Origin of the sequence: Methylobacterium soli, assembly GCF_008806385.1 — a bacterium.
Taxonomy (GTDB): domain Bacteria; phylum Pseudomonadota; class Alphaproteobacteria; order Rhizobiales; family Beijerinckiaceae; genus Methylobacterium; species Methylobacterium soli.
The window spans coordinates 1-20,586 of sequence record NZ_VZZK01000023.1 but is presented as its reverse complement, the minus strand read 5'-3'; the positions used below and the strand labels follow the sequence as shown (position 1 = coordinate 20,586).

28 protein-coding genes are annotated in these 20,586 nt (G+C 60.8%); 15 read left to right on the top strand and 13 right to left on the bottom strand.

Annotated features, from left to right (window positions below; translation table 11 throughout):
* Window positions 1–186 precede the first annotated feature (186 nt).
* From F6X53_RS32525 to F6X53_RS19885, 3 genes are all read left to right on the top strand, one after another.
* On the top strand, window positions 187–363 hold the full coding sequence (locus F6X53_RS32525; RefSeq protein ID WP_191970922.1) for a hypothetical protein: 177 nt from the start codon (window positions 187–189) through the stop codon (window positions 361–363).
* A 366-nt stretch (window positions 364–729) separates the two neighbouring features.
* A complete protein-coding gene (locus F6X53_RS19890; protein ID WP_238296971.1) occupies window positions 730–912 on the top strand; it encodes a hypothetical protein in 183 nt (60 codons plus the stop codon).
* A 468-nt stretch (window positions 913–1,380) separates the two neighbouring features.
* A complete protein-coding gene (locus tag F6X53_RS19885) occupies window positions 1,381–1,713 on the top strand; it encodes a DUF2934 domain-containing protein (RefSeq protein WP_151001935.1) in 333 nt (110 codons plus the stop codon).
* Between the two features lie 282 nt (window positions 1,714–1,995).
* Here F6X53_RS19885 and F6X53_RS19880 read toward each other — a convergent pair whose 3' ends face one another.
* Window positions 1,996–2,229, bottom strand: coding sequence for a hypothetical protein (locus F6X53_RS19880; protein WP_151001934.1), 234 nt, complete (start codon window positions 2,227–2,229; stop codon window positions 1,996–1,998).
* 340 nt (window positions 2,230–2,569) lie between these two features.
* Here F6X53_RS19880 and F6X53_RS19875 point away from each other — a divergent pair, with 340 nt between their 5' ends.
* On the top strand, window positions 2,570–2,806 hold the full coding sequence (locus tag F6X53_RS19875; RefSeq protein WP_151001933.1) for a hypothetical protein: 237 nt from the start codon (window positions 2,570–2,572) through the stop codon (window positions 2,804–2,806).
* A 189-nt stretch (window positions 2,807–2,995) separates the two neighbouring features.
* The gene (locus tag F6X53_RS19870; RefSeq protein ID WP_151001932.1) at window positions 2,996–3,475 is read left to right on the top strand and encodes a hypothetical protein; all 480 of its coding nucleotides are present in this window, start codon (window positions 2,996–2,998) and stop codon (window positions 3,473–3,475) included.
* Between the two features lie 168 nt (window positions 3,476–3,643).
* Here F6X53_RS19870 and F6X53_RS19865 read toward each other — a convergent pair whose 3' ends face one another.
* On the bottom strand, window positions 3,644–5,578 hold the full coding sequence (locus F6X53_RS19865; RefSeq protein WP_151001931.1) for an autotransporter domain-containing protein: 1,935 nt from the start codon (window positions 5,576–5,578) through the stop codon (window positions 3,644–3,646).
* A 106-nt stretch (window positions 5,579–5,684) separates the two neighbouring features.
* A complete protein-coding gene (locus F6X53_RS19860) occupies window positions 5,685–6,569 on the bottom strand; it encodes a helix-turn-helix transcriptional regulator (protein ID WP_151001930.1) in 885 nt (294 codons plus the stop codon).
* Window positions 6,570–7,252: 683 nt separating this feature from the next.
* Here F6X53_RS19860 and F6X53_RS19855 point away from each other — a divergent pair.
* Window positions 7,253–8,599, top strand: a complete 1,347-nt coding sequence (locus tag F6X53_RS19855) for a methyl-accepting chemotaxis protein (RefSeq protein WP_151001929.1) — start codon at window positions 7,253–7,255, stop codon at window positions 8,597–8,599.
* 1,171 nt (window positions 8,600–9,770) lie between these two features.
* Here the strand turns inward: F6X53_RS19855 and F6X53_RS19850 are convergent.
* Window positions 9,771–10,004: a hypothetical protein gene (locus F6X53_RS19850; protein WP_151001928.1), complete on the bottom strand. Its 234-nt coding sequence runs from the start codon at window positions 10,002–10,004 to the stop codon at window positions 9,771–9,773.
* Window positions 10,005–10,654: 650 nt separating this feature from the next.
* Here F6X53_RS19850 and F6X53_RS32520 point away from each other — a divergent pair.
* The 4 genes from F6X53_RS32520 (at window position 10,655) to ihfB (ending at window position 12,348) form a co-directional block, all read left to right on the top strand.
* Window positions 10,655–10,831, top strand: a complete 177-nt coding sequence (locus F6X53_RS32520; RefSeq protein ID WP_191970914.1) for a ribosome modulation factor — start codon at window positions 10,655–10,657, stop codon at window positions 10,829–10,831.
* A 434-nt stretch (window positions 10,832–11,265) separates the two neighbouring features.
* A complete protein-coding gene (locus tag F6X53_RS32515) occupies window positions 11,266–11,643 on the top strand; it encodes a hypothetical protein (RefSeq protein ID WP_191970913.1) in 378 nt (125 codons plus the stop codon).
* 22 nt (window positions 11,644–11,665) lie between these two features.
* Window positions 11,666–11,824, top strand: a complete 159-nt coding sequence (locus F6X53_RS32510; protein WP_191970912.1) for a hypothetical protein — start codon at window positions 11,666–11,668, stop codon at window positions 11,822–11,824.
* Window positions 11,825–12,018: 194 nt separating this feature from the next.
* Window positions 12,019–12,348 carry an integration host factor subunit beta gene (ihfB, locus tag F6X53_RS19835; protein ID WP_151001925.1) on the top strand — a complete coding sequence of 110 codons (330 nt, stop codon included), beginning with the start codon at window positions 12,019–12,021 and terminating at the stop codon, window positions 12,346–12,348.
* Here the strand turns inward: ihfB and F6X53_RS19830 are convergent.
* The gene (locus F6X53_RS19830) at window positions 12,345–12,629 is read right to left on the bottom strand and encodes a hypothetical protein (RefSeq protein WP_151001924.1); all 285 of its coding nucleotides are present in this window, start codon (window positions 12,627–12,629) and stop codon (window positions 12,345–12,347) included. The two genes, ihfB and F6X53_RS19830, sit on opposite strands and share 4 nt — an antisense overlap.
* Window positions 12,630–13,017: 388 nt before the next feature.
* On the opposite strand from F6X53_RS19830, the gene F6X53_RS19825 reads away from it, so the two are divergent.
* The 4 genes from F6X53_RS19825 (at window position 13,018) to F6X53_RS19810 (ending at window position 15,511) form a co-directional block, all read left to right on the top strand.
* Window positions 13,018–13,266: a hypothetical protein gene (locus F6X53_RS19825; RefSeq protein WP_151001923.1), complete on the top strand. Its 249-nt coding sequence runs from the start codon at window positions 13,018–13,020 to the stop codon at window positions 13,264–13,266.
* A gap of 93 nt (window positions 13,267–13,359) precedes the next feature.
* Window positions 13,360–14,343, top strand: coding sequence for an alpha/beta fold hydrolase (locus tag F6X53_RS19820; protein ID WP_151001922.1), 984 nt, complete (start codon window positions 13,360–13,362; stop codon window positions 14,341–14,343).
* Between the two features lie 218 nt (window positions 14,344–14,561).
* On the top strand, window positions 14,562–14,822 hold the full coding sequence (locus F6X53_RS19815) for a hypothetical protein (RefSeq protein ID WP_151001921.1): 261 nt from the start codon (window positions 14,562–14,564) through the stop codon (window positions 14,820–14,822).
* 134 nt (window positions 14,823–14,956) lie between these two features.
* Window positions 14,957–15,511, top strand: coding sequence for a chemotaxis protein CheB (locus F6X53_RS19810; protein WP_151001920.1), 555 nt, complete (start codon window positions 14,957–14,959; stop codon window positions 15,509–15,511).
* 146 nt (window positions 15,512–15,657) lie between these two features.
* Here the strand turns inward: F6X53_RS19810 and F6X53_RS19805 are convergent, their stop codons facing one another.
* The 4 genes from F6X53_RS19805 to F6X53_RS19790 form a co-directional block, all read right to left on the bottom strand.
* Window positions 15,658–16,119, bottom strand: a complete 462-nt coding sequence (locus F6X53_RS19805) for a tellurite resistance TerB family protein (protein WP_151001919.1) — start codon at window positions 16,117–16,119, stop codon at window positions 15,658–15,660.
* Between the two features lie 66 nt (window positions 16,120–16,185).
* A complete protein-coding gene (locus F6X53_RS33240; protein WP_238296871.1) occupies window positions 16,186–16,302 on the bottom strand; it encodes a PsiF family protein in 117 nt (38 codons plus the stop codon).
* 226 nt (window positions 16,303–16,528) lie between these two features.
* Entirely contained in the window at window positions 16,529–16,888 is a 360-nt protein-coding gene (locus tag F6X53_RS19795) for a hypothetical protein (protein ID WP_238296873.1), read from the bottom strand.
* Window positions 16,889–17,571: 683 nt separating this feature from the next.
* Window positions 17,572–18,039 carry a Ros/MucR family transcriptional regulator gene (locus F6X53_RS19790; RefSeq protein ID WP_151001992.1) on the bottom strand — a complete coding sequence of 156 codons (468 nt, stop codon included), beginning with the start codon at window positions 18,037–18,039 and terminating at the stop codon, window positions 17,572–17,574.
* 273 nt (window positions 18,040–18,312) lie between these two features.
* On the opposite strand from F6X53_RS19790, the gene F6X53_RS19785 reads away from it, so the two are divergent.
* Window positions 18,313–18,564, top strand: a complete 252-nt coding sequence (locus F6X53_RS19785) for a hypothetical protein (protein ID WP_151001916.1) — start codon at window positions 18,313–18,315, stop codon at window positions 18,562–18,564.
* Between the two features lie 18 nt (window positions 18,565–18,582).
* On the opposite strand, the gene F6X53_RS19780 is transcribed toward F6X53_RS19785, so the two are convergent.
* From F6X53_RS19780 to F6X53_RS19765, 4 genes are all read right to left on the bottom strand, one after another.
* Complete coding sequence (locus tag F6X53_RS19780) at window positions 18,583–18,831, bottom strand: hypothetical protein (protein WP_151001915.1); 249 nt, start codon at window positions 18,829–18,831, stop codon at window positions 18,583–18,585.
* A 154-nt stretch (window positions 18,832–18,985) separates the two neighbouring features.
* Window positions 18,986–19,195, bottom strand: a complete 210-nt coding sequence (locus F6X53_RS19775; RefSeq protein ID WP_151001914.1) for a cold-shock protein — start codon at window positions 19,193–19,195, stop codon at window positions 18,986–18,988.
* A 351-nt stretch (window positions 19,196–19,546) separates the two neighbouring features.
* Entirely contained in the window at window positions 19,547–19,750 is a 204-nt protein-coding gene (locus F6X53_RS19770; protein WP_151001913.1) for a hypothetical protein, read from the bottom strand.
* A gap of 84 nt (window positions 19,751–19,834) precedes the next feature.
* Window positions 19,835–20,242 (bottom strand): hypothetical protein, encoded by a 408-nt coding sequence (locus tag F6X53_RS19765; RefSeq protein WP_238296875.1) that lies wholly within the window; start codon window positions 20,240–20,242, stop codon window positions 19,835–19,837.
* Window positions 20,243–20,586: the final 344 nt, after the last annotated feature.

The window sequence follows — 20,586 nt, the reverse complement described above, 5'->3', positions numbered from 1 at the left end:
GAAGCTGCGGCGGAAGCTTGGGAGTGCGTGACAACACGATAACGGTTCTCCCAACCGCAACGCAGACCTCGAAGCAATCCAATCTATGATCATGCGTTCAGAGCATAAGCGGCCCCTGGAATGTGGCATACCAGATCTGGCTGCAGGGTGCCATCTTCTCTTCAGCACCGACGCCTTAGAGGACGAATGCTGATGATCGCTGTGCTTGCCGCCGCTCTCGCTGCTGCTGTCGCAGCCAACGTTTCGCTGGTCACCCTTGCCGCCGATGGCCTGACTCCGAAGCTTGAAATTGCCGCTTCTGCCCCCGTTCAGCTCACAGCCAGCAACGAGAATGTGCCGGCCGTCACCAAGCTTGCCGCGTAAGTCATCCAGCGGATCGGCTGTGCAGATTACGAACGATGCTCATCCGTTCACTCTGGAGATCGGTCTCGCGTTCAGGCCTGTGGGCTACTGCACATGGGAAATTCGCAAGCACGGTCAGCTGATCCAGCGCAGCGACCGCTCTCATCGGACCGCTGCGCGGGCCAAGGCCGATGGGCTTGCAGCGATGGAGCGCCTCGTTCGCGACGCGTAGAACCTGAGGAACCGAGCCATCACGTTTCAGCTTCTCAAGCTATAAGCGTGCAGTAGCGCCGTCAGAGCTGAGCGGAGTTGCAAGACGACATGACTTGGTACGCTGTGAGGCCGAAAGATCCTGCCGATCCGCGCTGGCCGATACCGACATCGCCCGTGATCACCCTCAAGGCTAAGGATCCTGACGAGGCACGAGCAAAGTTCGTCCAGGCTTATCCGACCCACCCATTTGGAACGCCCGCCTCGCCGGTGCCGGACGCAGGTATTAGCGGCTTCCGCGACGATCCTGCCGCATTGCTGATTGAGGAGACCGACGAGCCGCCCTCGCCGAAAGGCTAACGGCTCAAAGTTATGCCGCCAACTCACGGCTTCCGTAGCCATACGGGAAATGGCTGGGGTAACCCAGCCCTTTTGCTCATCTCGTGACCTCTGTAGATCGAGAGACGCTGCGCGGTTGTCAGCCTACAATACTGAACGAACAAAGCAGGCAGCGAACTCATTCAGCCCGTACGCTCGCCCAGTAATATCCGTGATATGAACTCCGTCGAGCCCTTCGCCCTGAAGTTTCTGCGCTTTTTGGAGCGCTGAGGTGGTAGAGGCCTGTTTGAAAGATACGGCTCTTCCGTTCTTTCTTCCGGTAACAATCAATTGCATGCCGCCCTCCTCGTCCGGTGCCGTCCAAGGCATAGGCTAACCGCGGGCGCGGTCGCCACTGTTGAAGGAGGGAAACGCGCGGTATCGTCCGGGGTTGTGGGGCCTGCTGCCCATTTTTTGCCGGCCCGACGGTCAAGCTACAGGAGCATCAGCGTGGGTGACGACCGAGACGACAGGATCAGGGCACGCGCCTACGAGATCTGGCAGCGAGAAGGCTCTCCTCCGGGACACGAGAATGATCACTGGTTGGAGGCCGAACAGGAACTGGATGCAGAGAATACCGGCGCAGGCTCAGCCGTCAGTCATGACGATAAAGGCAAGCGCGGGATACCGGAGACGAAGGCGGACCATGCCGCAGGTGCTGCTCCCGACCAACATGCCCCTGGTGAGAACCTAGAAGAGCGTCAGGACAAGCTCTTGGATCAAGCCGTCGAAGAGACCTTCCCCGGCAGCGATCCGATTTCTCCAAAGCGGATTACGAAATAACGCTCGCTTCGACGAGTGGCGCGGTCGGTGGCTTTGCGTCAGCTCCAGCTGTAGAGCGATGTGCGCCCGCTCAAGACGAGCGCTAGCGTGCCTATTCGGAAGCAATCTCGGAGAAGGGGTTCTCGTCTCCTGTCGCAGTCGCTGATGTGTCTATGACGGACGGCTCAACCAATTCCAGAACCATCAGCGCGATCAGCATGGCGACGAGGCCGACGATCAACCGATCCGGAGGCTTCCGCCTCAATCTGCGAGAAGGCAGCGTCGTTGGCATAGGGCTGCAGCCTAATGCATCACGGCGTCAGCCGGCGGCCTGTGCTTCTGCATGATGCTGTCCAGCAGAACCTCTTGGGCCTTTTGCGTGACCGTATCTGCCTCTTCACCGGTGTGGAAAGCTTCCGAGTCGAGAACGTATCCATCCGGTCCAATGCAGACCGACAGCCAGGGTAGGCCGGGTGTTGGCGGCGGGTAGACCGTGAAGGTGTAGCGGGCGAAATCGTCCTCGACGTTCTCTATCATGCGAGCCACCCTCGGGCTTCCGTTCCGTGCGTCAACGCCGGTTCTGGATGATCGTTCGCCCTGCAACGTGTGGCAGCCAACGCTCCTACGGTGTGCCCGCAGGGATACGGCATCTGGTATCCCAGCGTGCTACGGTTACGTCGGCTCGTTCCTGAGACCACGAGCCAACTTGAACGCGCCCCCGAAAGCGAGGGCGCGTTTTTCTTTGCCTATTTGTAGTCTCCGCAAGCGGGCATACTCAACTCGGCTCCGGATAGGCTTTGGAACGTTCCAGCCTCGCGCGCGCGGAAACGAGGCGCTATGGTCAAACCCAACAAGGGGGGCGGTTCTGCGCGGGGCGATGCTCGACCTCATGTTCGTGACGGTCAGGGACATCGCCGTTCATGAGGCGTTTGCCGACGAACTCATGCGGATTGCCGGAGTCCTGGAGGAGAGCGATAGGCCCAACGACGCTGCCAACGTCCGCGGCAGCGCTCGTCATCACAGGGTGAAGGCACTGGGGCTACGGGGGCAGCTCGCGGCTTTGAGCGACCGCTACGACAAACTGTTCGACGGCGAGCCCGAGACGAACTCATAAGTATCTCGCCCCGTACCTGTGCCCCCTCTCAACGGATTTTTGCTGAAGCAAGCCCTATCGAGCGATAGCAATTGCGAAGTCGCTTCACTGAGGGCCAGCACTACGTCATAGAATGAGGGATCAGCTACCTCGATCCCTTCGATTGCGGTAGGGTTCCAGCGTGCCAGTCGGGGCAACTACCGAGACACATTGCGACGCCTTCTAAAATTCCTCCATACGATGGGGGCTATCGGCCTCATGGGCGCGATGGCGTCCCTGCTCGTCATGCTGAGCCTCGCTCCTTCGCCGTCCTCTTTGGCCGAGTATGCCTTGATGCGCGGCACGATGGGCGCCATTGCCACCTGGATCTTTTTCCCGTCGCTTGGGCTGACGCTGATTGCCGGTCTTCTGACGATTGGTCTACATCGAGGCTTTCATGACGCCGGCTGGGCGTGGCTGAAGGCTGCGACCGGCATCCTGGTCTTCGAGAGCGGCTTCGTCGGCGTTCTGGGCCCGATGCAGCAGGAAGCCGAACTCAGCGCCGGTGCCTTGGCGGGACGGGTCGATCCCGCGACGCTCGCCGGATCACTTGTAGCGGAGCGCAACACGCTGTGGGTGCTGCTCGCAATCGCCACCGCCAACGTTGTGCTCGGCATCTGGCGACCACGGCTTACCCGCCTTCCAAAGTAGGTGAAAAGCGCACGTGGCCTTGTGATGGCAAGCGCAGCACCCGTCGCTATCGCACCGGAGGGGCATGCCAACAATGGGTCACGCTTCAAGGATTGGCGGTGAGCCAAGACAAAAAGGCCCGGCTGATCAGGCCGGGCCAAGGTGCTCCTCACTGGGGAATGGTTAGGCTCAGAAGCGATAGCGCAGACCAGCGCTCACGGTATGGTCGTCGCCGCCTGACCGCGCGAAGCTGGTCGAGCCAGTGATGACGCCGCTCAAGCCATTGCCGAGGTCCAAGTCAAGGCCGCCAGCCACGCGGCCGTATACGTCATCGCTGAACCGGCCGGTCTGAGTGCGGATCAGTAACGCTGGCGCGTAAGTCTGAAACGACGTGACCGTGCGTATGCCATCCAGGAAGTCGTGCTGCGCGGTCACGTTGAGGAACGGGCTGACCAAGCCGCCGAATGCCGGCAGGGTCGTGCGGATCTGGAGACCACCACCAGCGGTCAGGCCTTCGAGGTTCTGCCCCCGCACACCGATGGCCAGCAGCGGATCTCCGTTCTCGCGGTAGGCATCGACATGCACGTTGGCGTAGGCGACCTCGCCGACGGGGCCGGCTTTGAAGGTCCCGAAGTCGAACAGGTAGCCCACCCGAGCCGAAGCCGTGAAGGTGTCGCCGCCCGGCGCGGCGGAGAGCCGGTCGTTCAGCACACCAGGCCGGTTCACGCTGTAGTTGTTGCTGCCATACGTGAAGGCCGCGTCGGCGAAGAAGTTCGGGAACGACAGCGAGGCAAACCCAGCGCCCTGGAAGCTGTCGAGGTCGATCCGACCGTTGCTCAGACCGCGCAAGTCAACGGAGGTGTTGAGGTAGTTGAAGGCGGCGCCGAGCACGAGGTTCGGGGTCGCCTGGTACATCAGGCCGGCTGTGACACCGCCGAAGTCGGCACCGTAGGTGCTTCCGACGCTTCCGGATGCACGGTTCTGCGCGGTGCGGTCAACGGCTGCGTAGGTGCCGAGTGCGAAGAGCGAAAGGGGGCTGCCGACTTGGATGGGGATTGTCGAGGGCGGGGCAGTACGTCCTGGCAGATCGGCCGCAAAGGCCGCGGGCACCGACATGGCCATGTTCCGTCGCCGTTCGGCGCTGAGGAAGTCGATGAGCGTCGAAGAAAAGGCCAGACCGGCAGCTTGCCCGAGGTCGGCCTGCGGGCCAATGGTCAGTGGCGCGTTCAGCTGATTGGACACGAAGGCGGCGATGTAGCCATTCGTCTTCGCCGTCAGGTGGACGCCATCAACCGAGATGTACTGGTTCTCGGCCGCGCCCCCATTCAGGTAGCCGATAGGCGCGCACGCCGGGTCTGCGCTGCAATTCCCGGTGGCAGCCTGCGGAATGTAGCCGAAGGCCGTAGGGTTTGCCCGCAAGCGGTTCAGCAGGCTGTCGACGTCAAAGTAGTGGACGTTGATGCCCTGCGCGGACAAGGGCTCCAGCAGCATGGGGAACTGAGCGTTGAAAGAGGCAGCGAGATCGCGGTTGTTCCCGCGGAAGGTCTGCTGATTGAAGACCAGCAACTCACGCGCGCCGAGTCCGACAAGACGATTGAGAGCGGTGATGTTGTTGGACAGGATCGATGAAACGCCGGTCGCTCTCTGGGCGGCCGTGCCGGCAACTGGGATTTGGCTCAGATCGTTGTAGCCGATCCAGAGAAGCGCGAGATCACGTGGTCCGAACCGACCCGTGCGAGCCGTGAACTGATCAATCTGATCTGGCACGCCCCAGGCGAAGGCAGGAGACGCGAATGGACTGGGGTCTTGATGAACGGAAGCGGCGCCGCCAATCGCGTAGTCGTTGCTCGGATTGTAAGGCGTTCCAATGCGCGCAGGTAGCTGCTCGAAATACCCTGGTGCATTCGACCAACGACCGCCCTCGTAGAGGCGTGTGCCGCGCTGCGCGTCGAGCGTTCCCGTTGGACTGTAGCCATTGACTTCGCGCGGGATACGACCGTTGTCCGTGAGGCTGTCGCCAAACCCATAAAGACCCGTGTAGTAGCTCGACTGAGCAAAGCTGCTGCCGCTACTAAGCGCCAGGAGACTTGCTGAAGCCAACAGAGCGGCTGCTCGGCGTTTCATCCCATGCCCCTTTTTTGTTTAATATATGAGACATAGGCCGAGTACGGGGATTGGTCTTGTCAGATCTGAAACCGTTTGTGAAATTTGAAAATAATATGGAGTGGGCTCATTCCGAAGCTGTCTTGCCGTGGCGAAAATGTGACGGTGAGGCTTTGAGAACCTTCCTGAAGGTCACTGCCATCTGACTTTGGTCCGCGAAACCCGCGGCCTGAGCGACATGACTGAGCGGCATGCTCCCTGTCTCAATCATGGCTCGTGCAAACTCGACCCGTCTCCTAAGCATATGCTGATGCGGTGATAGGCCAGTTGACATTTTGAAAGCCCGGCAGAAATATTGGACGCTCACGCCTAAAAGGGAAGCAAATTCTACAAGGCTCGGGCGCCCAGCCATTTGGCTGTCCATTAAGTCAAAAACCAACCCAAGATGCTCGTTAGACAAGGCGGCATTTGGCGAGTTTGTTGATTTAAAGGTCGATATGTTTAGCGCTTGATAAATCAGAGTTGCTACTATTGCTTGAAGAAACAAAGATCCGCTTGGATTTCCATTTCTTATCTCAAGGCTTAGAGCCTCAAGAAGGTGACTAATAATTTGATCTCGGCTGTCCAACTCTCTCGTGCGGGCGAAACGACGACGGCTCACAGTTTGCGCGCTGACATCACTCCCCACCGTAGTTGCAACAAATCCAGCAGAAATTAGGATGTGCTGGCTTCGCCCGTTACCCTCCCAGGCACCTGCCAAACAGTCACCTGGTGCGCTCACTGCGGCACTTGGGGGTACAAGCAGAAAGGGCGCGCTTGCCGGTCCTATCCGTTGTAGAAGCGGATCAAGATGCGAGGCTATGTGGAGCTTCGCTGTCACAATATCCCAAGCGCCACCTGGACCATACTCCAGTTCTTGGAACTCCCAGCCCGGTTCCTCATAGCTTGCGAGTGTCTTTGGAGGAGTGGAATGCCGTTTCCAGCGCTCCGCTTGGCGAACTATGTTCGCCATACTATTCTCCAAAGATTACTTTTATCCATCATGCATTTAGATTTTTTGTGACAGAGCTTCGCGGCGTTTTTCCAGTGACTGCAGAACACTCTGTGCTTGCCAGCCTACTGACCTTCCTTTGTGCCTTGGGCTGCCATTCCGCGAACAAAGGCAATACAAATCTGACGCGCTTGTGGATCATTGACCTCCGCGAAGGCACGTACAAGCTTCGTGCTCTCCACCACTTTTGACACTTTGGCAGCCTCCCCCTTTTGGGGCGCCGCCCCTTGCAGCAAGGCTTCCGATACGTCCAACGCCTTTGCCAGACGTGCCGTTACCGACATCGTTGCCCCCTAGATCCATTGTCTACTAGTATACAATACGCAGGCGCAATTAGGATTTTTCCACCATGAAAGACCTGCACCAAATGCCATTTACAATCAATAGGGGCTAGGGCCGAGCTTCCAATTATTAAACCATAGGTTTAGATTTTGAAAAATTCGTTGGCATCACAGATTTGCGCCTCAACATATGTTATAGTTTGCTCCGATTGATCGTTAACTTAACATCAAACTTTGTCCCTAAATATAAATATGAACGAGATCGCAAGGTTACGACGCTGACATTCTACATGGCCGTTCATTCGGCTGCGGGCTAAGCGCTAAATCTTTCCGCTCGTTTTCTCTTACGCAAAGCGGGCGATCATGATTGAGATAGATCAGCAGAAGCGGTTAGCTGCATTCCACATCTCCGATAAAGATATTCTCTTGCTCCAGGAGCATGCCGCTTTCGCGCGAGCACGTATGCCGCAGTTGCTGGCTGAGTTGCATGCTCAATTCGCTAGTTGGCCTGAAATCCAGCGTGCCCTCATGCTGCCTGACGTGCACGAGGCACGCGTGGCACATTGGGTGCGTGCTGCTGCCGGTGACCTGGAGGAGGGGTTTCAAGCTTCTGCCGAGCGATTGGCGAGCGCCTTCAGTCGACACGGCGTCCCAGCCTACGCGGTCGCAGTGTGTCACTTCACGGTCTCTCGCGCGATCCTGAAGGAACTTGGGCTCGACCGCCCCCTTTCGTCCGGGGTCAACACGCACCTCAATCTCGGCCAGATCGTCAGGGGACAAGCTCTCGCATCGGTTATCGAGAAGGTGGCATGGTTCGATCTCGAACTCCTCTTGGAGACCTATGCGCGGGTCCAGGAGGAGGAAAGACAGCGCGCGCTGGCGCGGCTGGAAGGTTTTCAGGGCACGGTGCAGACCATTGTCGATGGCGTAACCAGCGGTGCAGGCACGGTCACGAGCCGCGCCGAAATGATGGTCGGCGCGACAAGCGAGACTTCGAAGCTGGCGCTCACAGCAGCCGGCGCCTCGCAGGAGGCCTCATACAACGTCGACGGAGTTGCCGCAGCCGCCGAGGAACTCTCGGCCTCGCTCAGCGACGTCTCCCAGCAGGTGGCCCGCGCCGCTCAGATCGCGGGGGTCGCGAACGAAGCCGCACAGCAGACCGATGCCACTGTCCAAGGCCTCTCGGGCTCGGCAAGCCGGATCGGCGATGTCGTTGCGTTGATCAGCAGCATCGCGAGCCAGACCAACCTCCTAGCTCTCAACGCCACCATTGAGGCGGCCCGCGCAGGCGATGCTGGACGGGGTTTTGCGGTCGTGGCGGCTGAAGTGAAAGGCCTTGCCGGTCAAACGGCGAAGGCTACCGAGGAAATCACGGCACAGGTCGGTGCGATGCAGAGCGCCACGAACAATGCTGTGAGCGCCATAGGGCAGATCGCCTCGATGATCGGAGAAATGGATCGCGTGGCCGCTAGCATGGCAGCAGCGATTGATCAGCAGCGTGCGGCTACGCAGGAAATTGCCGGCAACGTGCATCGCGCTGCGTCGAGCACCCAGCAGGTAGCTGGTAGCATCGGCGGGGTCAGTAGCGCGGCACAGACGGCAGGCAGTGCGGCTGGCGAGATGTTGGGGGTGGCGCGCTTGCTTGTCGATCAGGCTGGTATGTTGAAGCAGGCGATGGCAGCTTTGCTAACTCAAAGTCGAGCAGCCTGAGCGACTTCGATTGGCATTCTGCGTGAGCGAGTCCTGCCGCTTCCCCGCACCTTGCATCCCCGTCGAGCTTGAGGAGGCGTTCCGTATCGAGGATGCTGACGGCTTCGCTGTGGCACACGCGTACTTCACTGGCGCCCCTGAGCGCCGAAGTGGCACTGGCCGGATTTCGAAGGATGAGGCGCACCACGTCGCCGTCAGGATCGCGGAGATGTCGGCCCTGCAGCTTGCGTTACAGGAGGCGGAAAGTCAGCCGGACATGAGTGGTGAAGCAGGTGCCTGATCGCTTGGCTGATGCCGCGGAGGATCCTTCCGCATGCGAAGGTAGTCCAACACGGCCAGGCCAAGGTACGGGCCGACAAAGACCAAGAAGAGAATTAGACTCATGCAGGCCTCCTCTCAGGTGGGAGGCTGAGCCCATTGTGGGCCGGGCTTCGCTGCACCTTCGGCTGTTAAAACTTGGAGGTTCGGCTGGTTCCTGCCCCATACGCGACTGATGGGTTTGGCTATGTCTCGGCGGTACCCTCGCTGAGCCTTCGATACAGATACCCGTAGGATGAAGGTAAGGCGGCTTCATCGTCACCGCCTCTCGACGCCGGCCTCAGCACGCGGACAGGTCGCGAGGGTTTTTCGCGCCTCTGAAGCAGGTGGCCTAAACGCTGCTGCCATCTCCCAGGTTGCTTCGGTGGTGGCGCTTCGAGGTGCTGCTTCGTCCAGAAGAGGTCGAGGATCATCAGGATGATCCAAGGGCCACCGATGCCGAGGAAGAACACCATCACTTCCACTTTCCCGCGCCAGGTCGTTCCTTGTGCCGTGATGAAGGATAGAACCCGTGCTTCAACTCTCAACGGTACCGAGGATCTGATGACCTACAAGGGCCTCTATGAGCCTGTAAGTGCCAGGGCGCGATGCTAAGCCGTCAGAGCAGGCGTGTTAGGCGCATCAAGATCTACAGGCGCTCCGCCGGCAGACGATGCTGGCGACCCCTCGACCATTTCCGCGAGGGCCGCCTGTGTCAGTATCTGGCCACGAGGAGCGATGATGCTGATGTCACTGTGTCCTGCCTTCAGGAAGTCGCGCAGCTTCCTGAGAGCCCATTCAGGCGTCGAGCAGTTGTATGTGATGTTGCCGCGCGCTGTCGCGGCACGCACAACGAAGGGGATGGGAGGTGTCATCAGACCTCAATCCCCAATCCACCCAGAACAGCGCGCTGTTTCAGAATGCCGATGCGGTGAGCACGGACGGCATGTTCGAGGTCTGAGACATCCTCATCCGGGCATTGCTTGCGGATCGCCGCTAACCCGTCCGACAGAGCTGAGATCGCCACCTCTTCGAGCGCGATGATGAGAGCGATGCGGTCGCGGAGACGGGCGTAAGGACCCGAACCTGGGCAGTGCGAGTTCGACATCCCACTACAACCACAGAGGATCTAATCCGTTCAACGCAACGGCTCTCACGAGCGCCGCCTTGCACGAAGCAGGCTCTGCCTCGCTGCTCCAACCTCTCAGCGGCAGCCTTGCACTCCATTCGCATCGCAATGCTTTAGGCGCAGCCGGAGTGATGATAGGCAATCTCCGAGTGATGGTCACAGGGAGTCCCTCTCGGAACATCGAGTGATCTGGGCTCTTGGCTTAGGGTAATAAATAATCGGAGGAAGCCATGCGGCCACCAGAGAAATCCGGTTCGAGCAAGAGCAGCACGCCGAAGGAAGGCGGCTTAGGTAACATTGATGACCTGCAGGGCCATCCCGGCAGTGGCAGTTCTCCCGGCCCCTCCACCAAAGGACCCGGAGAGACCGAAGCCGATAAGGCTAAGGAAGCTCGGGCCGAACGGGAAAAGGACAAATAGGTCTGCATGGTTCGGACAGATCTATCTCAGTCTTCCTCGGCGTCCGGACGGATGTCAGCGGTAATCTGAACAGAGCTGCGATGGGTGTGTTGGCTCCGGGTTGCCAGCAACACAGCGCTTCCAGGGCGGCAGATAGGAAATACTGGCAGCAACGGCCCAGGCGGGTAGTACTTCTTCGCGATGTTGGGTGCCGAGCGGGAGAGCGGGGACATGGCAGACGACCTCACACCAGCCATGCAGGAAGGCAAAGCTGCAAAGCTAGCCGGCAAGACTGTCTCGGCTAATCCCTACCGGGCTGGTTCGCAGGAAAGCGCTGATTGGATGGCGGGCTACGTCCATGACGAAGTAGAACAGAACATGGATCAGCCTGAAGAGGAGGAAGGCTAATCCTCTCTGTACTCGGCGCTCTCAGACCTTCCATAGGAGCGTGCCATGGATAGCTGGAGGCCTATGGATCGGGCTCCTCACGATGGACGATGGATTATCGCGATCAACCGACAAGAACCTGATTTGAGAGCGGTCGTGCGGTGGGACCCGACGCGTTTCGGTGATGCCCAGCCCTGGCATGTCGCCTCTTGCGAACATGGCCATTCCAATGACGCTTTCACGGATTGGATGCCGTTCCCTACTTGCCCCGATTGTGAGAACGAGAACGGTGCTGCCGAGTAGATATCAGACCGCCTGCTGGCAGGGCCAGAGAAGCAGTCAGCCGCCGGCGAGACGGCCTGACGCCTGATCCCGGTTCGGCATCCCCCGCTTGCGGGGGACTATACTCGACGGCTGCCTCACAATGAGGGCTGTGGCCTGACTGGATCGCCCGGTTGCACGTCGGGACCGGCTGGGTCACCCGGCACCGGATCATCGGGCGCTGGAGTCGGCGGCAGGTCACCGGGCATCGGCTCTACCGGCGGCGGTTCACCCGGCGTTGGCAGGTCTGGTCCGCCGGGGGTGGGCATACTGGGATTTGTCATCAGGCGCTCCTCAAAAATCTTGATCGTTCACTGGAGCAAACAACGGATCTCGACAGCGGTTCATGCGCCCGGGCCCCAGTCCAGCTCTTCCCCGGCATGACAGCAAAGCTGGCCATAGCTCGTCATCCGCTGGCGCCACTTGGCTTTCACTCTCTGGTTCAACCCGTCGCGTTGACCCCCATCCATTTCCTCGTCACCTCGCTGGATGTCGCGCAAAGGGCTGTCTGAGATGCAGGGACCACGCCGAGCCGTGCTCGTCGGTTTCCAGCATGCGGCCCACGCACGTTGGGATCTGCCGGGCGCCTGCAACGACAACCAACGTCAAGCTCCTGCAGGGTTGAGGATCGCCGTGGCGGCGCTGATTGGCTTTCTTGAGGTCGTCACTCTCCTCACCCAGCCAGGTGTCTGACCGCGTTCGTTCCATCGTCCGGCTTCATGATCTCACCGCATGGCTTTGGGCGCGTCCACCACCCGCGCCGGCTGTGATGAGCCATTGCCCCCAAGGCGACCCTGCCGTTCCGGCATCTTGTTTGCGGGTGTGACTGGGGTGGTTGTCGGGGTTTCCCCTTGAAAGCCCTGGGGCGTTCGGGCTTCTTGCCGGCCATGATCCGATCCGAGCTCGTCACACGCATCGCCGAGATGAACCCGCACCTCTACGAGAGGGAGTGCGAGGCCGTCGTGAACACGATCCTCGGGACCATCGCGGAAGCGCTCGCGAATGGCGACCGCGTGGAGATACGGGGCTTCGGCGCCTTCTCGGTGAAGGCGACACGGGCGTGGCAGGGGCGCAACCCGAGAACCGGCGAGAGCGTCGCGGTGGACGAGAAGAAGAACGTCGCCTTCAAGACCGGCAAGGAGATGCGCCAGCGCCTGAACCCACGCGAGCCCGAGACCCCTGAGGAGATTGTCGCCCGGATGCTGAAGGCGTCCTAGTCGGGCCAGCGACGATGGCGGATGCAGTGACGTAGGAAAGGCCAGAACGTGAGGCAGAACAGCAGCGCGAAGACGCAGGCGCTGTAGACGAAGTGGTTCTTCACGGCGTCCGACGCGCTGAACACGATCATGCCGGCTGCGGAGGCGAACAACGCCACCTCCAGCAGGACAGCCCAGACGCTCCGCAGTCGCAGATCGTGAAGCAGGGCCAGCCAGCTCACCCCCGTGACGACGAGACCCACAACGTAGACGACGAAGAAGGCGAAGGCTCCCCCAGCCAATGCGCCAATTGTCAGCAGGACCGCAGGCTGAGGTTGCGCCGACAGCCAGAACATTTCCGGACTTGAGAAACGACTCAGTTGCCCCGCCATCAATGCGCAGTGGGAGGGTGGGTGTATCCGTCCGGCGGAACTCCGATGATCAGGGACAACGCCGCACTCAGAGATTGCAGCGCAAATTGACTTATGTTGCGGTGCAACATTTCGATCCGTGTACCGTTGGTTGAACAGGACGCTCTCTGCCGGGCCCCGCGCCGCCGCGGTAGCCGGCCCCAAGGGCATGATCGGAGCGCTGCCGTAGGCATCGATCATCAACGATCCCTGGGTAGGCGAACCCACCAAGTGACCTTCCTACTAAAAACTGCCGTGTCGTGCGGCGCGGAGTGCCCCTATGTACAATCACTTCTTCAATTCCCTGATGCTGGCCTTCGAGGCGCAGAAGGTGATCGAACTTCGCCTTGTCCGGATCGCGTGGGGCGGACGCGAGGCGAATGCCGAGATGCAGTCCATGGTCTCCGAGAAGATCGGCGCCAGCATCGAGGCGGCCGGAACGCTGATGACCGGCGGCACACCGGAGGTGGTGATCTTGCGCTACCGCGAGCACGTAGCTGCCAACACCAAACGCCTGAGGGCCGCCTAGCGCGGAGCCAACCTCACAGGCCGAACAGGCTGCATCGCTCCAGGCTGATCCGTTCGATCAGGGCGCAGGCCTCCTCACACCCAGGATCCCACGATGACGCGTCGCTCCAACACCCGCACTTGGCTTGTTCCGACCCTGCTGGGGTCCGCCGCAGCGCTCGGAGCCTCGGCGCTCTATGCAGCCTCAAAGACGCGCGAAGCAGAAAAGTGCACTCCACCTATCGGCGACTTCATCACCGTGGACGGTGTGCGCCTGCACTATGTCGAACGCGGCCAAGGCGAGCCGCTGGTGCTCATCCACGGCAACGGCACGATGATCCAGGACTTCCTGATCAGCGGCATCGTCGATGACCTCGCCAAGCGCTACCGTGTCATCATCGACCGCCCCGGTTACGGCTACAGTGACCGTCCGCGAGGCCTTTGGACACCGAGAGCCCATGCGACGCTGTTCCAGAAGGCGCTGCAGCAACTCGGGATCACGCAGGCCGTGGTGCTTGGGCATTCATGGGGAACGCTGGTAGCCGTCGCTCTCGCCCTTCATGCCCCGCAGCTCGTGCGCAGCCTCGTCCTGGCATCCGGCTACTACTATCCGACGCTGCGGGCCGACGTGATCCTCGCGTCCCCCCCCGCGATCCCGGTGATCGGTGACGTGCTGCGCTACACGGTCTCCCCCGTGGTCGGGCGCGTCCTGCTTGCGGGGATGATCAAGGGCATGTTCGCGCCGGCCGAGGTGCCGGAGCGCTTTGACCGCGAGTTCCCGAAGGACATGATGCTGCGTCCCTTGCAGCTGCGCGCGTCAGCTGAGGATGCTGCCCTGATGACTCCCTCCGCCATGGAGCTTCAGGAGCATTACCGGGAATTGAAGCTGCCAGTGGTTATCGTCACGGGAGCAGATGATCAGATCGCCGACGTAGGACGCCAGTCTGCACGGCTCCATCGCGAGCTGCCGGGCAGTGAGTTCATCGTCGTTCCTGGCATGGGCCACATGATCCATCATCTTGCGCCCGACGACGTCATCGCGGCCACCGATGGTGCTTTCGAGAGTGCTCGCAGAAAGAGCGTACCGCGAGCAGCCTAAAGCGCTGCATGCCACCCAGGCAGGAAGCCCTTTCATTGATAATTAACCACGCCAAGCCCATATCGGGGACATGCCGGTCGCAGCCAAGCGTTGCTTGATCGGAGACGGCCACGATGCCGGGATGGGGTGACGCCGGATGTACGCGCACTCAGTCCTGCCATCCGTGGCCGTTGGCATTTCTAGGTCCGCGTAGCGCTGACCCAACCAATCAGTTTGTGATGAGCAAGCGTGTCAGACAACTCCCGCAGGAGCGGGGCTCGGTGCTGTTCGACGTGATCTACGAGGATGGCTCTCGCAAATCCAATCGACGTGTTCCGATGGAGATCCTGGGCGGCCTCGACGGCGACGAGCCTGCACGCCTCCTGATTGAAGAGCAGGATGCTGCAATCTCGCAGAAGTCGGGCCGGGCGCGCTCGCCCATTCAAGAACTGACCCGTTCCGAGATCAAGGCTCCGAAGCTGGTCTCCGAGGAGCGTTGAGGCCCCTCCGCTTCATCGTTGGAGGCTTCTGATGACTGCACCGGGCTGTTCTAACGGCTGCGGCTGCAGAGCACAGACGGGCATGATCGTCATGCGAGTGGATCGTCTGCTGGCTCACATAAGTTAAGACAGCTATGCAGCGCATCATCGTCATCGCGGCCTCGGCCGGCAGCCTCGATCCCCTCAAGCAGATCGTCTCAGCACTGCCGGTTCCATGTTCGGCTTCGGTGTTCATCGTCCTGCACGTCGGCCCTAACCAAGCCGTTCTTCCCGCGTTGCTCGGGGTGCTGACGGATCTCGCTGTCGTGCATGCAGAGGATGACACGCCGATTGAGCAGGGGCACGTCTACGTGGCCCCACCAGGTTGGCACATGCGACTGGAGACGGGTCGCATCCGGCTGGATCAAGGGCCAAAGGTCAACCACGTGCGCCCGGCGGCAGACCCGCTATTCATCTCAGCGGCAGAAACCTACCGGGAGCGCGTCGTCGGGATCGTTCTCAGCGGCTACGGAGACGACGGCACCGATGGACTGCTCGCCATCCATGAGAGTGGCGGCTTGGCGCTCGTGCAGGATCTGGACGAGGCGAAGGTGCCGGGCATGCCCTATGCTGCTCTCTACGGCGACCATCCGGACGCGTTCCTGACCGCCGAGAAAATCGGCGAGCGTGTCGCTGCGCTATGCGGCTAGCCAGCAATCCAAGAGACACGAGGATCATTAGGCCTGTCTCCCATGAATGAATGCCCATTCAAGTCGAGGGGAGCCTGGCCGAGATGGGGAACAAAGCATGGGTTGCGGGCACAACGGAAGCTGAAACAGATGCGAACCTCCCGGCCTCAGGACGCCGAAGGTAAAACCCGAGCTGTTGCCAGAAGGGCAGTCTTATCGACCGATAGGGCGGTTGCAATCTCCGCCAGAGCTTTGCCCTCGATCTCGCTGATGCCGTCATGGTCGGCCACATCCGCGGCGATCAGGAACACGTTCTGGCGCTGCTCCTCAGGCCGATCGGCGATGGCGGCGACCCGGCGCAGGTTCTCGACCCGACCGGCGCGCGTCCGAGCGCGCGCGATGCCCTGATACAGCTCCTCTTCCAGCATCAGCGTGTCGTAGCCCTTCTCCAGGATCGGGTTGGCGCGCATGCCAAGGAGCGCCGTCTCGAACTCCTCGCTCGCGACCTCACCATCGGCCACGATGACGTTCGACGCTGCGGAGACAGCCGCTTGCATCAAGGCATCGTCCCCGGTGTAGGCCTTCACGGTCTGACTGAAGCGATCAAAGACGTTCTGCAGGATGCCCATGGCGGCCTTCCAGTCGGCGGACCGGGGTGGAACTCGTGACCAACTGAGAAGTGCCGCCGTCCTTCCTCAATCCTCCGGGGTGACGCAGGAGCGCATGAACTCATCGCGCGCGGCTCCTTTCAGCCTCTTCGTCGCGGCGCTGTCCTTGCACTGAGTGAGAACGGCAGGATCAACGTCAGTCATGGTTTCATCGTTGATAGCCCCCCGTGTGCTTGGAGCGGGCTTGTTCGCCTCTGTCGGCGAGCGCGCACCCTGCTGCGCAAGTGTCGAGCCGAGAAGGCAGGCGAGGGCGGCTAGAGCGCTGAGGGCCAAAACCTGAAATCGCATCGGCGTCCTGCTCCGATCAGATGACCAGCACGGACAACGTCGGCGCAATCTGCGGCGAAGGTTCGGCAGCGAGTTGGCAATTTTAATCTGCGAACCGGCCGCCGACAAATCGTGATCCTGCGAGGCTGATCTTCTTCACCGGAGCGAAGCGGACCTCTCCGTGGGGCGGCCGAGCGTAGCGCTGACGCGACTGTGCGTAGATCGCTTCGCCCAGCCCACCTTCCTCCCGCTTCAGGGCGCTCTCATCGCACGTGGCCGCGACCCTCAACCCGAGTTCGTGAGTGTGGCTGCGGCTGTAGAGGAAGGCTGCCAGGCGTGCCCGCGTCCGCTCCGGGATGCCAGCGACAAGGCCGGGCAGCGCCTCGGCCTCAGCGCGGTAGAGCCGGCCGAGCGTGTCGAGCGGAACGGGGCAGTCGGCGTTCAGGTCGTTGAAGCTGGTCAAACGCGTTTGGATCACGGTGGCACCTGCTGACTAGATACAATCAGACAAGCGGCCGCATGGTTAACAGATCGTATCCGTCACCGGAGAACTGCGCACCTCAGCGGCACCATGAGGCAGCCCCGCACCACCGCCTCGATTTTTGATCGACAGAGCCAGTCGTGTCCGGATCGCTCCCGGCACGCGCTGACACCAACTGTTGCCCGGTCCGGTTCGCGTCCACCAGCAGAACGGCAGCAAACCCACAGATGGCCAGAGCTGTGAGCCATAAGGCTCCTCTAGCAACCTTTTTGTAACGCTTGGACATGCCCCAATGGTGGCTTGTCAGGGTTAGCGGACCCCTAATGCGGCGGTGACCGGGACGGGAACGATATGACGTTGCCGATCTCAGTGTGAATAGCACCGGCACCGCTCTCCTGCCCGGCTCCGAAGGGGGCGAGCTTCGTACAACCAGCGGAGAAGGCGATCCATCGAACAACCCTGGAGCTGCCTCCGTGAGCAAGCCGCCGCTCCAAAAGCTTCCGGAGCCAAACCGGTTTGTTATCTGGCGTTCGCACTGCAACCCCGACGCACGTTAAGGTTGCAGCCTCTCTAATTCGGTTGCGAGCCGCCATCGTCCGCCTGCGAGTTACGCAGGGGGCAAACTACTCAGGCGCGATCCCGCCGGCCTGAGCAGTCCGAGCAGATCAGCTAGCCTTGCGGCGGCCACGCGTTTTCGGCTGCTCTGTCTGAGTTTGCGCGCCGGGTCGGCCCAAACCAATTGCCTTTGCCAACTCCGAGCGCTGTGCCGCGTAGCTCGCCGCTACCATCGGGTAGTCCCGTGGGAGGCCGTACTGCTCGCGGTAGCTGTGCGGATCGAGCCCGTGGCCGGTAAGGTGGCGCTTGAGCGTCTTATAGGGCTTGCCGTCAATGAAGCTGATGAGTGCGGCCGGCGTGATCGACTTGCGGATCTGGGCCGTGGTCGCCTTCTGAACTTCTGCGACCATAGCGACCGAAGCCGATCCTGTCGCGAGACCGTTCAAGGCCGTGTGCACATTGCCGATCAGAGTCGGCAACTCAGCGACAGGAACCGGGTTGTTCGCCACGTAGGCCGACACGATTTCTGCTGCGAGTTCGATGAAATCAGGAGTGGTCTCCTGCGCTTCTTCTAGCATTTCGGTCATCCGAGTTGTGCCCCTCGGAACCGCCCAAAGCATTTAGCTGCCCAACCTGCAAGAAATTTTGTATGCCAATTCTCAGTTATGCCTAATTCCAAGCCATAGATTGCGCACAAGTTAGTTGCCGTGCACAGAAACTACTTAACTTGAAGGAAGGGCGGTGCCTGCACGTGTTCACGGGCCGCACAATCCAGGGCTGCAGCTGCAACGTACGCTGCGGTTACCCTGTCGGGGGTTCAATGGGCACCTACCCCGAGCCATACTCCCGGTATGGCTACCCTTGAGCAAACCGTGCAGACTTTCGAGGCTCTTCTCGCCAATGAGCAGCCAGCCAGCGTTGGCGCAGTAGACGAGGCTGTCTGGGCCTACCTTGCGCCCGTGCAAGGGCTCGACGCGCAGACCGAGGCGTTGGACGCCCTCAGCAAGGCCGTTACTCGCCTGAATGCATCCTCGCCGTTCATGCCTGTGCTGATGGATACCATCGATCGTCATTGGCATAGGCTGGCAGGACCAGCCGCTTGACGCGTCCCGGCAGGAGGCTCAAGCGGCCGTGAGGCGCTTCGTGTTCTCGGCCACGTGCTCGCGGTAGCGGGCAATGATCTGATTTGGAGTGCCACCGAGCATCATGGTGCCTGTCGCTTCAACGGCCGCCCACACCTTCTCGGACACCATGGAGTGCATCTCGGCGCGGCCTTCGCGACCACCCCACGCCAAGCGAACCAGCCGCAACTCGATCACTCGCTGCGCTTCCAGCGCGAGCACCATAGAGGCGAAGAAGGGATTGTACATGCAATGCTCCGGCCGCAGAGCGCGGCAGAGCATCAACGTCGCCAACTGGCGAAGCGATCCTGTTGCACAATACCCAACGTCGCTGCCCGCGGAGCTGCCCCGCTGTCCGATTTCTATTTCTGAGTCAGCGGGACATTCTCTCGGCCAGGTCTGCCTAAGCGGATCTCAGGTTTGCTGCGCTCTCCTTGCCGGATCGCCGGTCGGCTTCTACATCGTAGGAAACCTTCTGGCCTTCGATGAGATTGCGCAAGCCAGCGCGCTCGACAGCGGAGATGTGGACGAACACGTCCTTACCCCCGTCATCAGGCTGAATGAAGCCGTAGCCCTTGGTCTCGTTGAACCACTTAACAGTACCGGTGCTCATAGTCGTTCGTCCCAGTCAGCTTCGTGCGCCGAGGCATCGGCTGATGCCAGTTGCCTGCGACGAAGCTCAAAAGAGCGATGAGGTCTCGGAGGTTCCAAAGGCATGGATCGGCCATCACGCCTGCTGCACACCGACTCGTTCCCCTCCTGCGGTAGGCGCTCGGTTACCTCCAAGCCGGTTCTTCGCGCCTTGGCCTCAGAAGACTACTGAGGATCAGACCGCTGGATCAGGTTGCCATGCTGGCGGATCGCTCACTGGAACTGACCTTCGGTCCGAGGATGACGTTCGAGGTGCAGCCTGTAAGAGTGAATAGCGGGATCACTCTGGTTGGTAGGCTGCACGTCGCCGAGTTCAGGTGCCGGCCGGCTCGTGGCGAGCCATCTTCGCTATCTCGATCAGTTCGCGGCCGGTGAGGCCACCACCATATCGCGCCAGGTCTTCGACACTCCTGCCTCTGGCGCTGGAGCGGTAGCCCATCAGTTCGCCTCGACGCGCCTGGGTCCGCGAGGCAGTCTCACGCTGCAAATTGACTTTTGTGGCTAGGGCTGTCGGCATCTCGGCTCCTCCATGTCCACGGCCAGGAGCCTATCAAAGCTTAACCATATGAAACAGGCTTGACAGTGATCTTTCTGTTCGCAGCTAGGCCGCCTCGGAACACTCGTCGGCATCAGACATCCAATCGGCAGCCGCAAACTCAATGATCTGCATGGGAGCAGTCATCGGTTCCTGAGCCGGCACGGGATGCAACGCCGTCTGGATGACCTCTTCGACGCGCGATTGCGCAAACAGGGCAGCCCCGATCTCCACCCCAGCGGCCTTCACCAAGACGGCCTCTGCGCAGTTGCTGGCAACCTTTAGGGCCAGCAGGTGCAATCGCTCCTTCTCGACGCAGTAGGCTGCGATCCGGGCGCGGGCATACTCCGACAGCGGGGCGACCAGCGCGGCGAACTCGCCCTCATCCGCACGGTAGAGGGACGCGATCAGCCCAGCCGGGATTGGGTACCGCGCAAGGGCCGCAGCCGTAGGCCGAAGGGGAGTTGATGCCACTGAGATCCCTGTCGCTTGGGAGAAGACAGGATCAAGCCGAGTCAGGGTTAATGGGCAGTTACCGCCATGCTGCCCCGCTGCCTGACAGGGGATGGCAGCGGGGCGTGTCATGTGGGGGCATGACGGAGCCGATACGCATTACATGGCTCAGGGTCAGGATGCCTGCAGGTGGTTACCTGGGCCTCAAACGCTCACCGCAACGGCGTGACCAGAATGGGAAACGCGTGAAGGTAGGGTCATGACGACCCATCCTTGTCGATCATGCCAACCCATTATTGCTAGCATTACAGTTGCAGGGTGATGCTCCTATCTGAGAGGATTCGGATGGGAGAGCGCGATGTCTT

Bases quoted from the DNA above. Each gene is read 5' to 3' on its own strand.
- F6X53_RS19860 (WP_151001930.1), bottom strand. From the start codon at position 6,569: ATGGCGAACATAGTTCGCCAAGCGGAGCGCTGGAAACGGCATTCCACT.
- F6X53_RS19780 (WP_151001915.1), bottom strand. From the start codon at position 18,831: ATGTACAATCCCTTCTTCGCCTCTATGGTGCTCGCGCTGGAAGCGCAG.
- F6X53_RS19875 (WP_151001933.1), top strand. From the start codon at position 2,570: ATGCTCGACCTCATGTTCGTGACGGTCAGGGACATCGCCGTTCATGAG.
- ihfB (WP_151001925.1), top strand. From the start codon at position 12,019: ATGATCCGATCCGAGCTCGTCACACGCATCGCCGAGATGAACCCGCAC.
- F6X53_RS19785 (WP_151001916.1), top strand. From the start codon at position 18,313: ATGGCTACCCTTGAGCAAACCGTGCAGACTTTCGAGGCTCTTCTCGCC.
- F6X53_RS19825 (WP_151001923.1), top strand. From the start codon at position 13,018: ATGTACAATCACTTCTTCAATTCCCTGATGCTGGCCTTCGAGGCGCAG.
- F6X53_RS19790 (WP_151001992.1), bottom strand. From the start codon at position 18,039: ATGCTAGAAGAAGCGCAGGAGACCACTCCTGATTTCATCGAACTCGCA.
- F6X53_RS19850 (WP_151001928.1), bottom strand. From the start codon at position 10,004: ATGTCGAACTCGCACTGCCCAGGTTCGGGTCCTTACGCCCGTCTCCGC.
- F6X53_RS33240 (WP_238296871.1), bottom strand. From the start codon at position 16,302: ATGACTGACGTTGATCCTGCCGTTCTCACTCAGTGCAAGGACAGCGCC.
- F6X53_RS19865 (WP_151001931.1), bottom strand. From the start codon at position 5,578: ATGAAACGCCGAGCAGCCGCTCTGTTGGCTTCAGCAAGTCTCCTGGCG.
- F6X53_RS19820 (WP_151001922.1), top strand. From the start codon at position 13,360: ATGACGCGTCGCTCCAACACCCGCACTTGGCTTGTTCCGACCCTGCTG.
- F6X53_RS19880 (WP_151001934.1), bottom strand. From the start codon at position 2,229: ATGATAGAGAACGTCGAGGACGATTTCGCCCGCTACACCTTCACGGTC.
- F6X53_RS19810 (WP_151001920.1), top strand. From the start codon at position 14,957: ATGCAGCGCATCATCGTCATCGCGGCCTCGGCCGGCAGCCTCGATCCC.
- F6X53_RS19775 (WP_151001914.1), bottom strand. From the start codon at position 19,195: ATGAGCACCGGTACTGTTAAGTGGTTCAACGAGACCAAGGGCTACGGC.
- F6X53_RS19770 (WP_151001913.1), bottom strand. From the start codon at position 19,750: ATGCCGACAGCCCTAGCCACAAAAGTCAATTTGCAGCGTGAGACTGCC.
- F6X53_RS19805 (WP_151001919.1), bottom strand. From the start codon at position 16,119: ATGGGCATCCTGCAGAACGTCTTTGATCGCTTCAGTCAGACCGTGAAG.
- F6X53_RS32520 (WP_191970914.1), top strand. From the start codon at position 10,655: ATGGCAGACGACCTCACACCAGCCATGCAGGAAGGCAAAGCTGCAAAG.
- F6X53_RS19815 (WP_151001921.1), top strand. From the start codon at position 14,562: ATGAGCAAGCGTGTCAGACAACTCCCGCAGGAGCGGGGCTCGGTGCTG.
- F6X53_RS32525 (WP_191970922.1), top strand. From the start codon at position 187: ATGCTGATGATCGCTGTGCTTGCCGCCGCTCTCGCTGCTGCTGTCGCA.
- F6X53_RS19855 (WP_151001929.1), top strand. From the start codon at position 7,253: ATGATTGAGATAGATCAGCAGAAGCGGTTAGCTGCATTCCACATCTCC.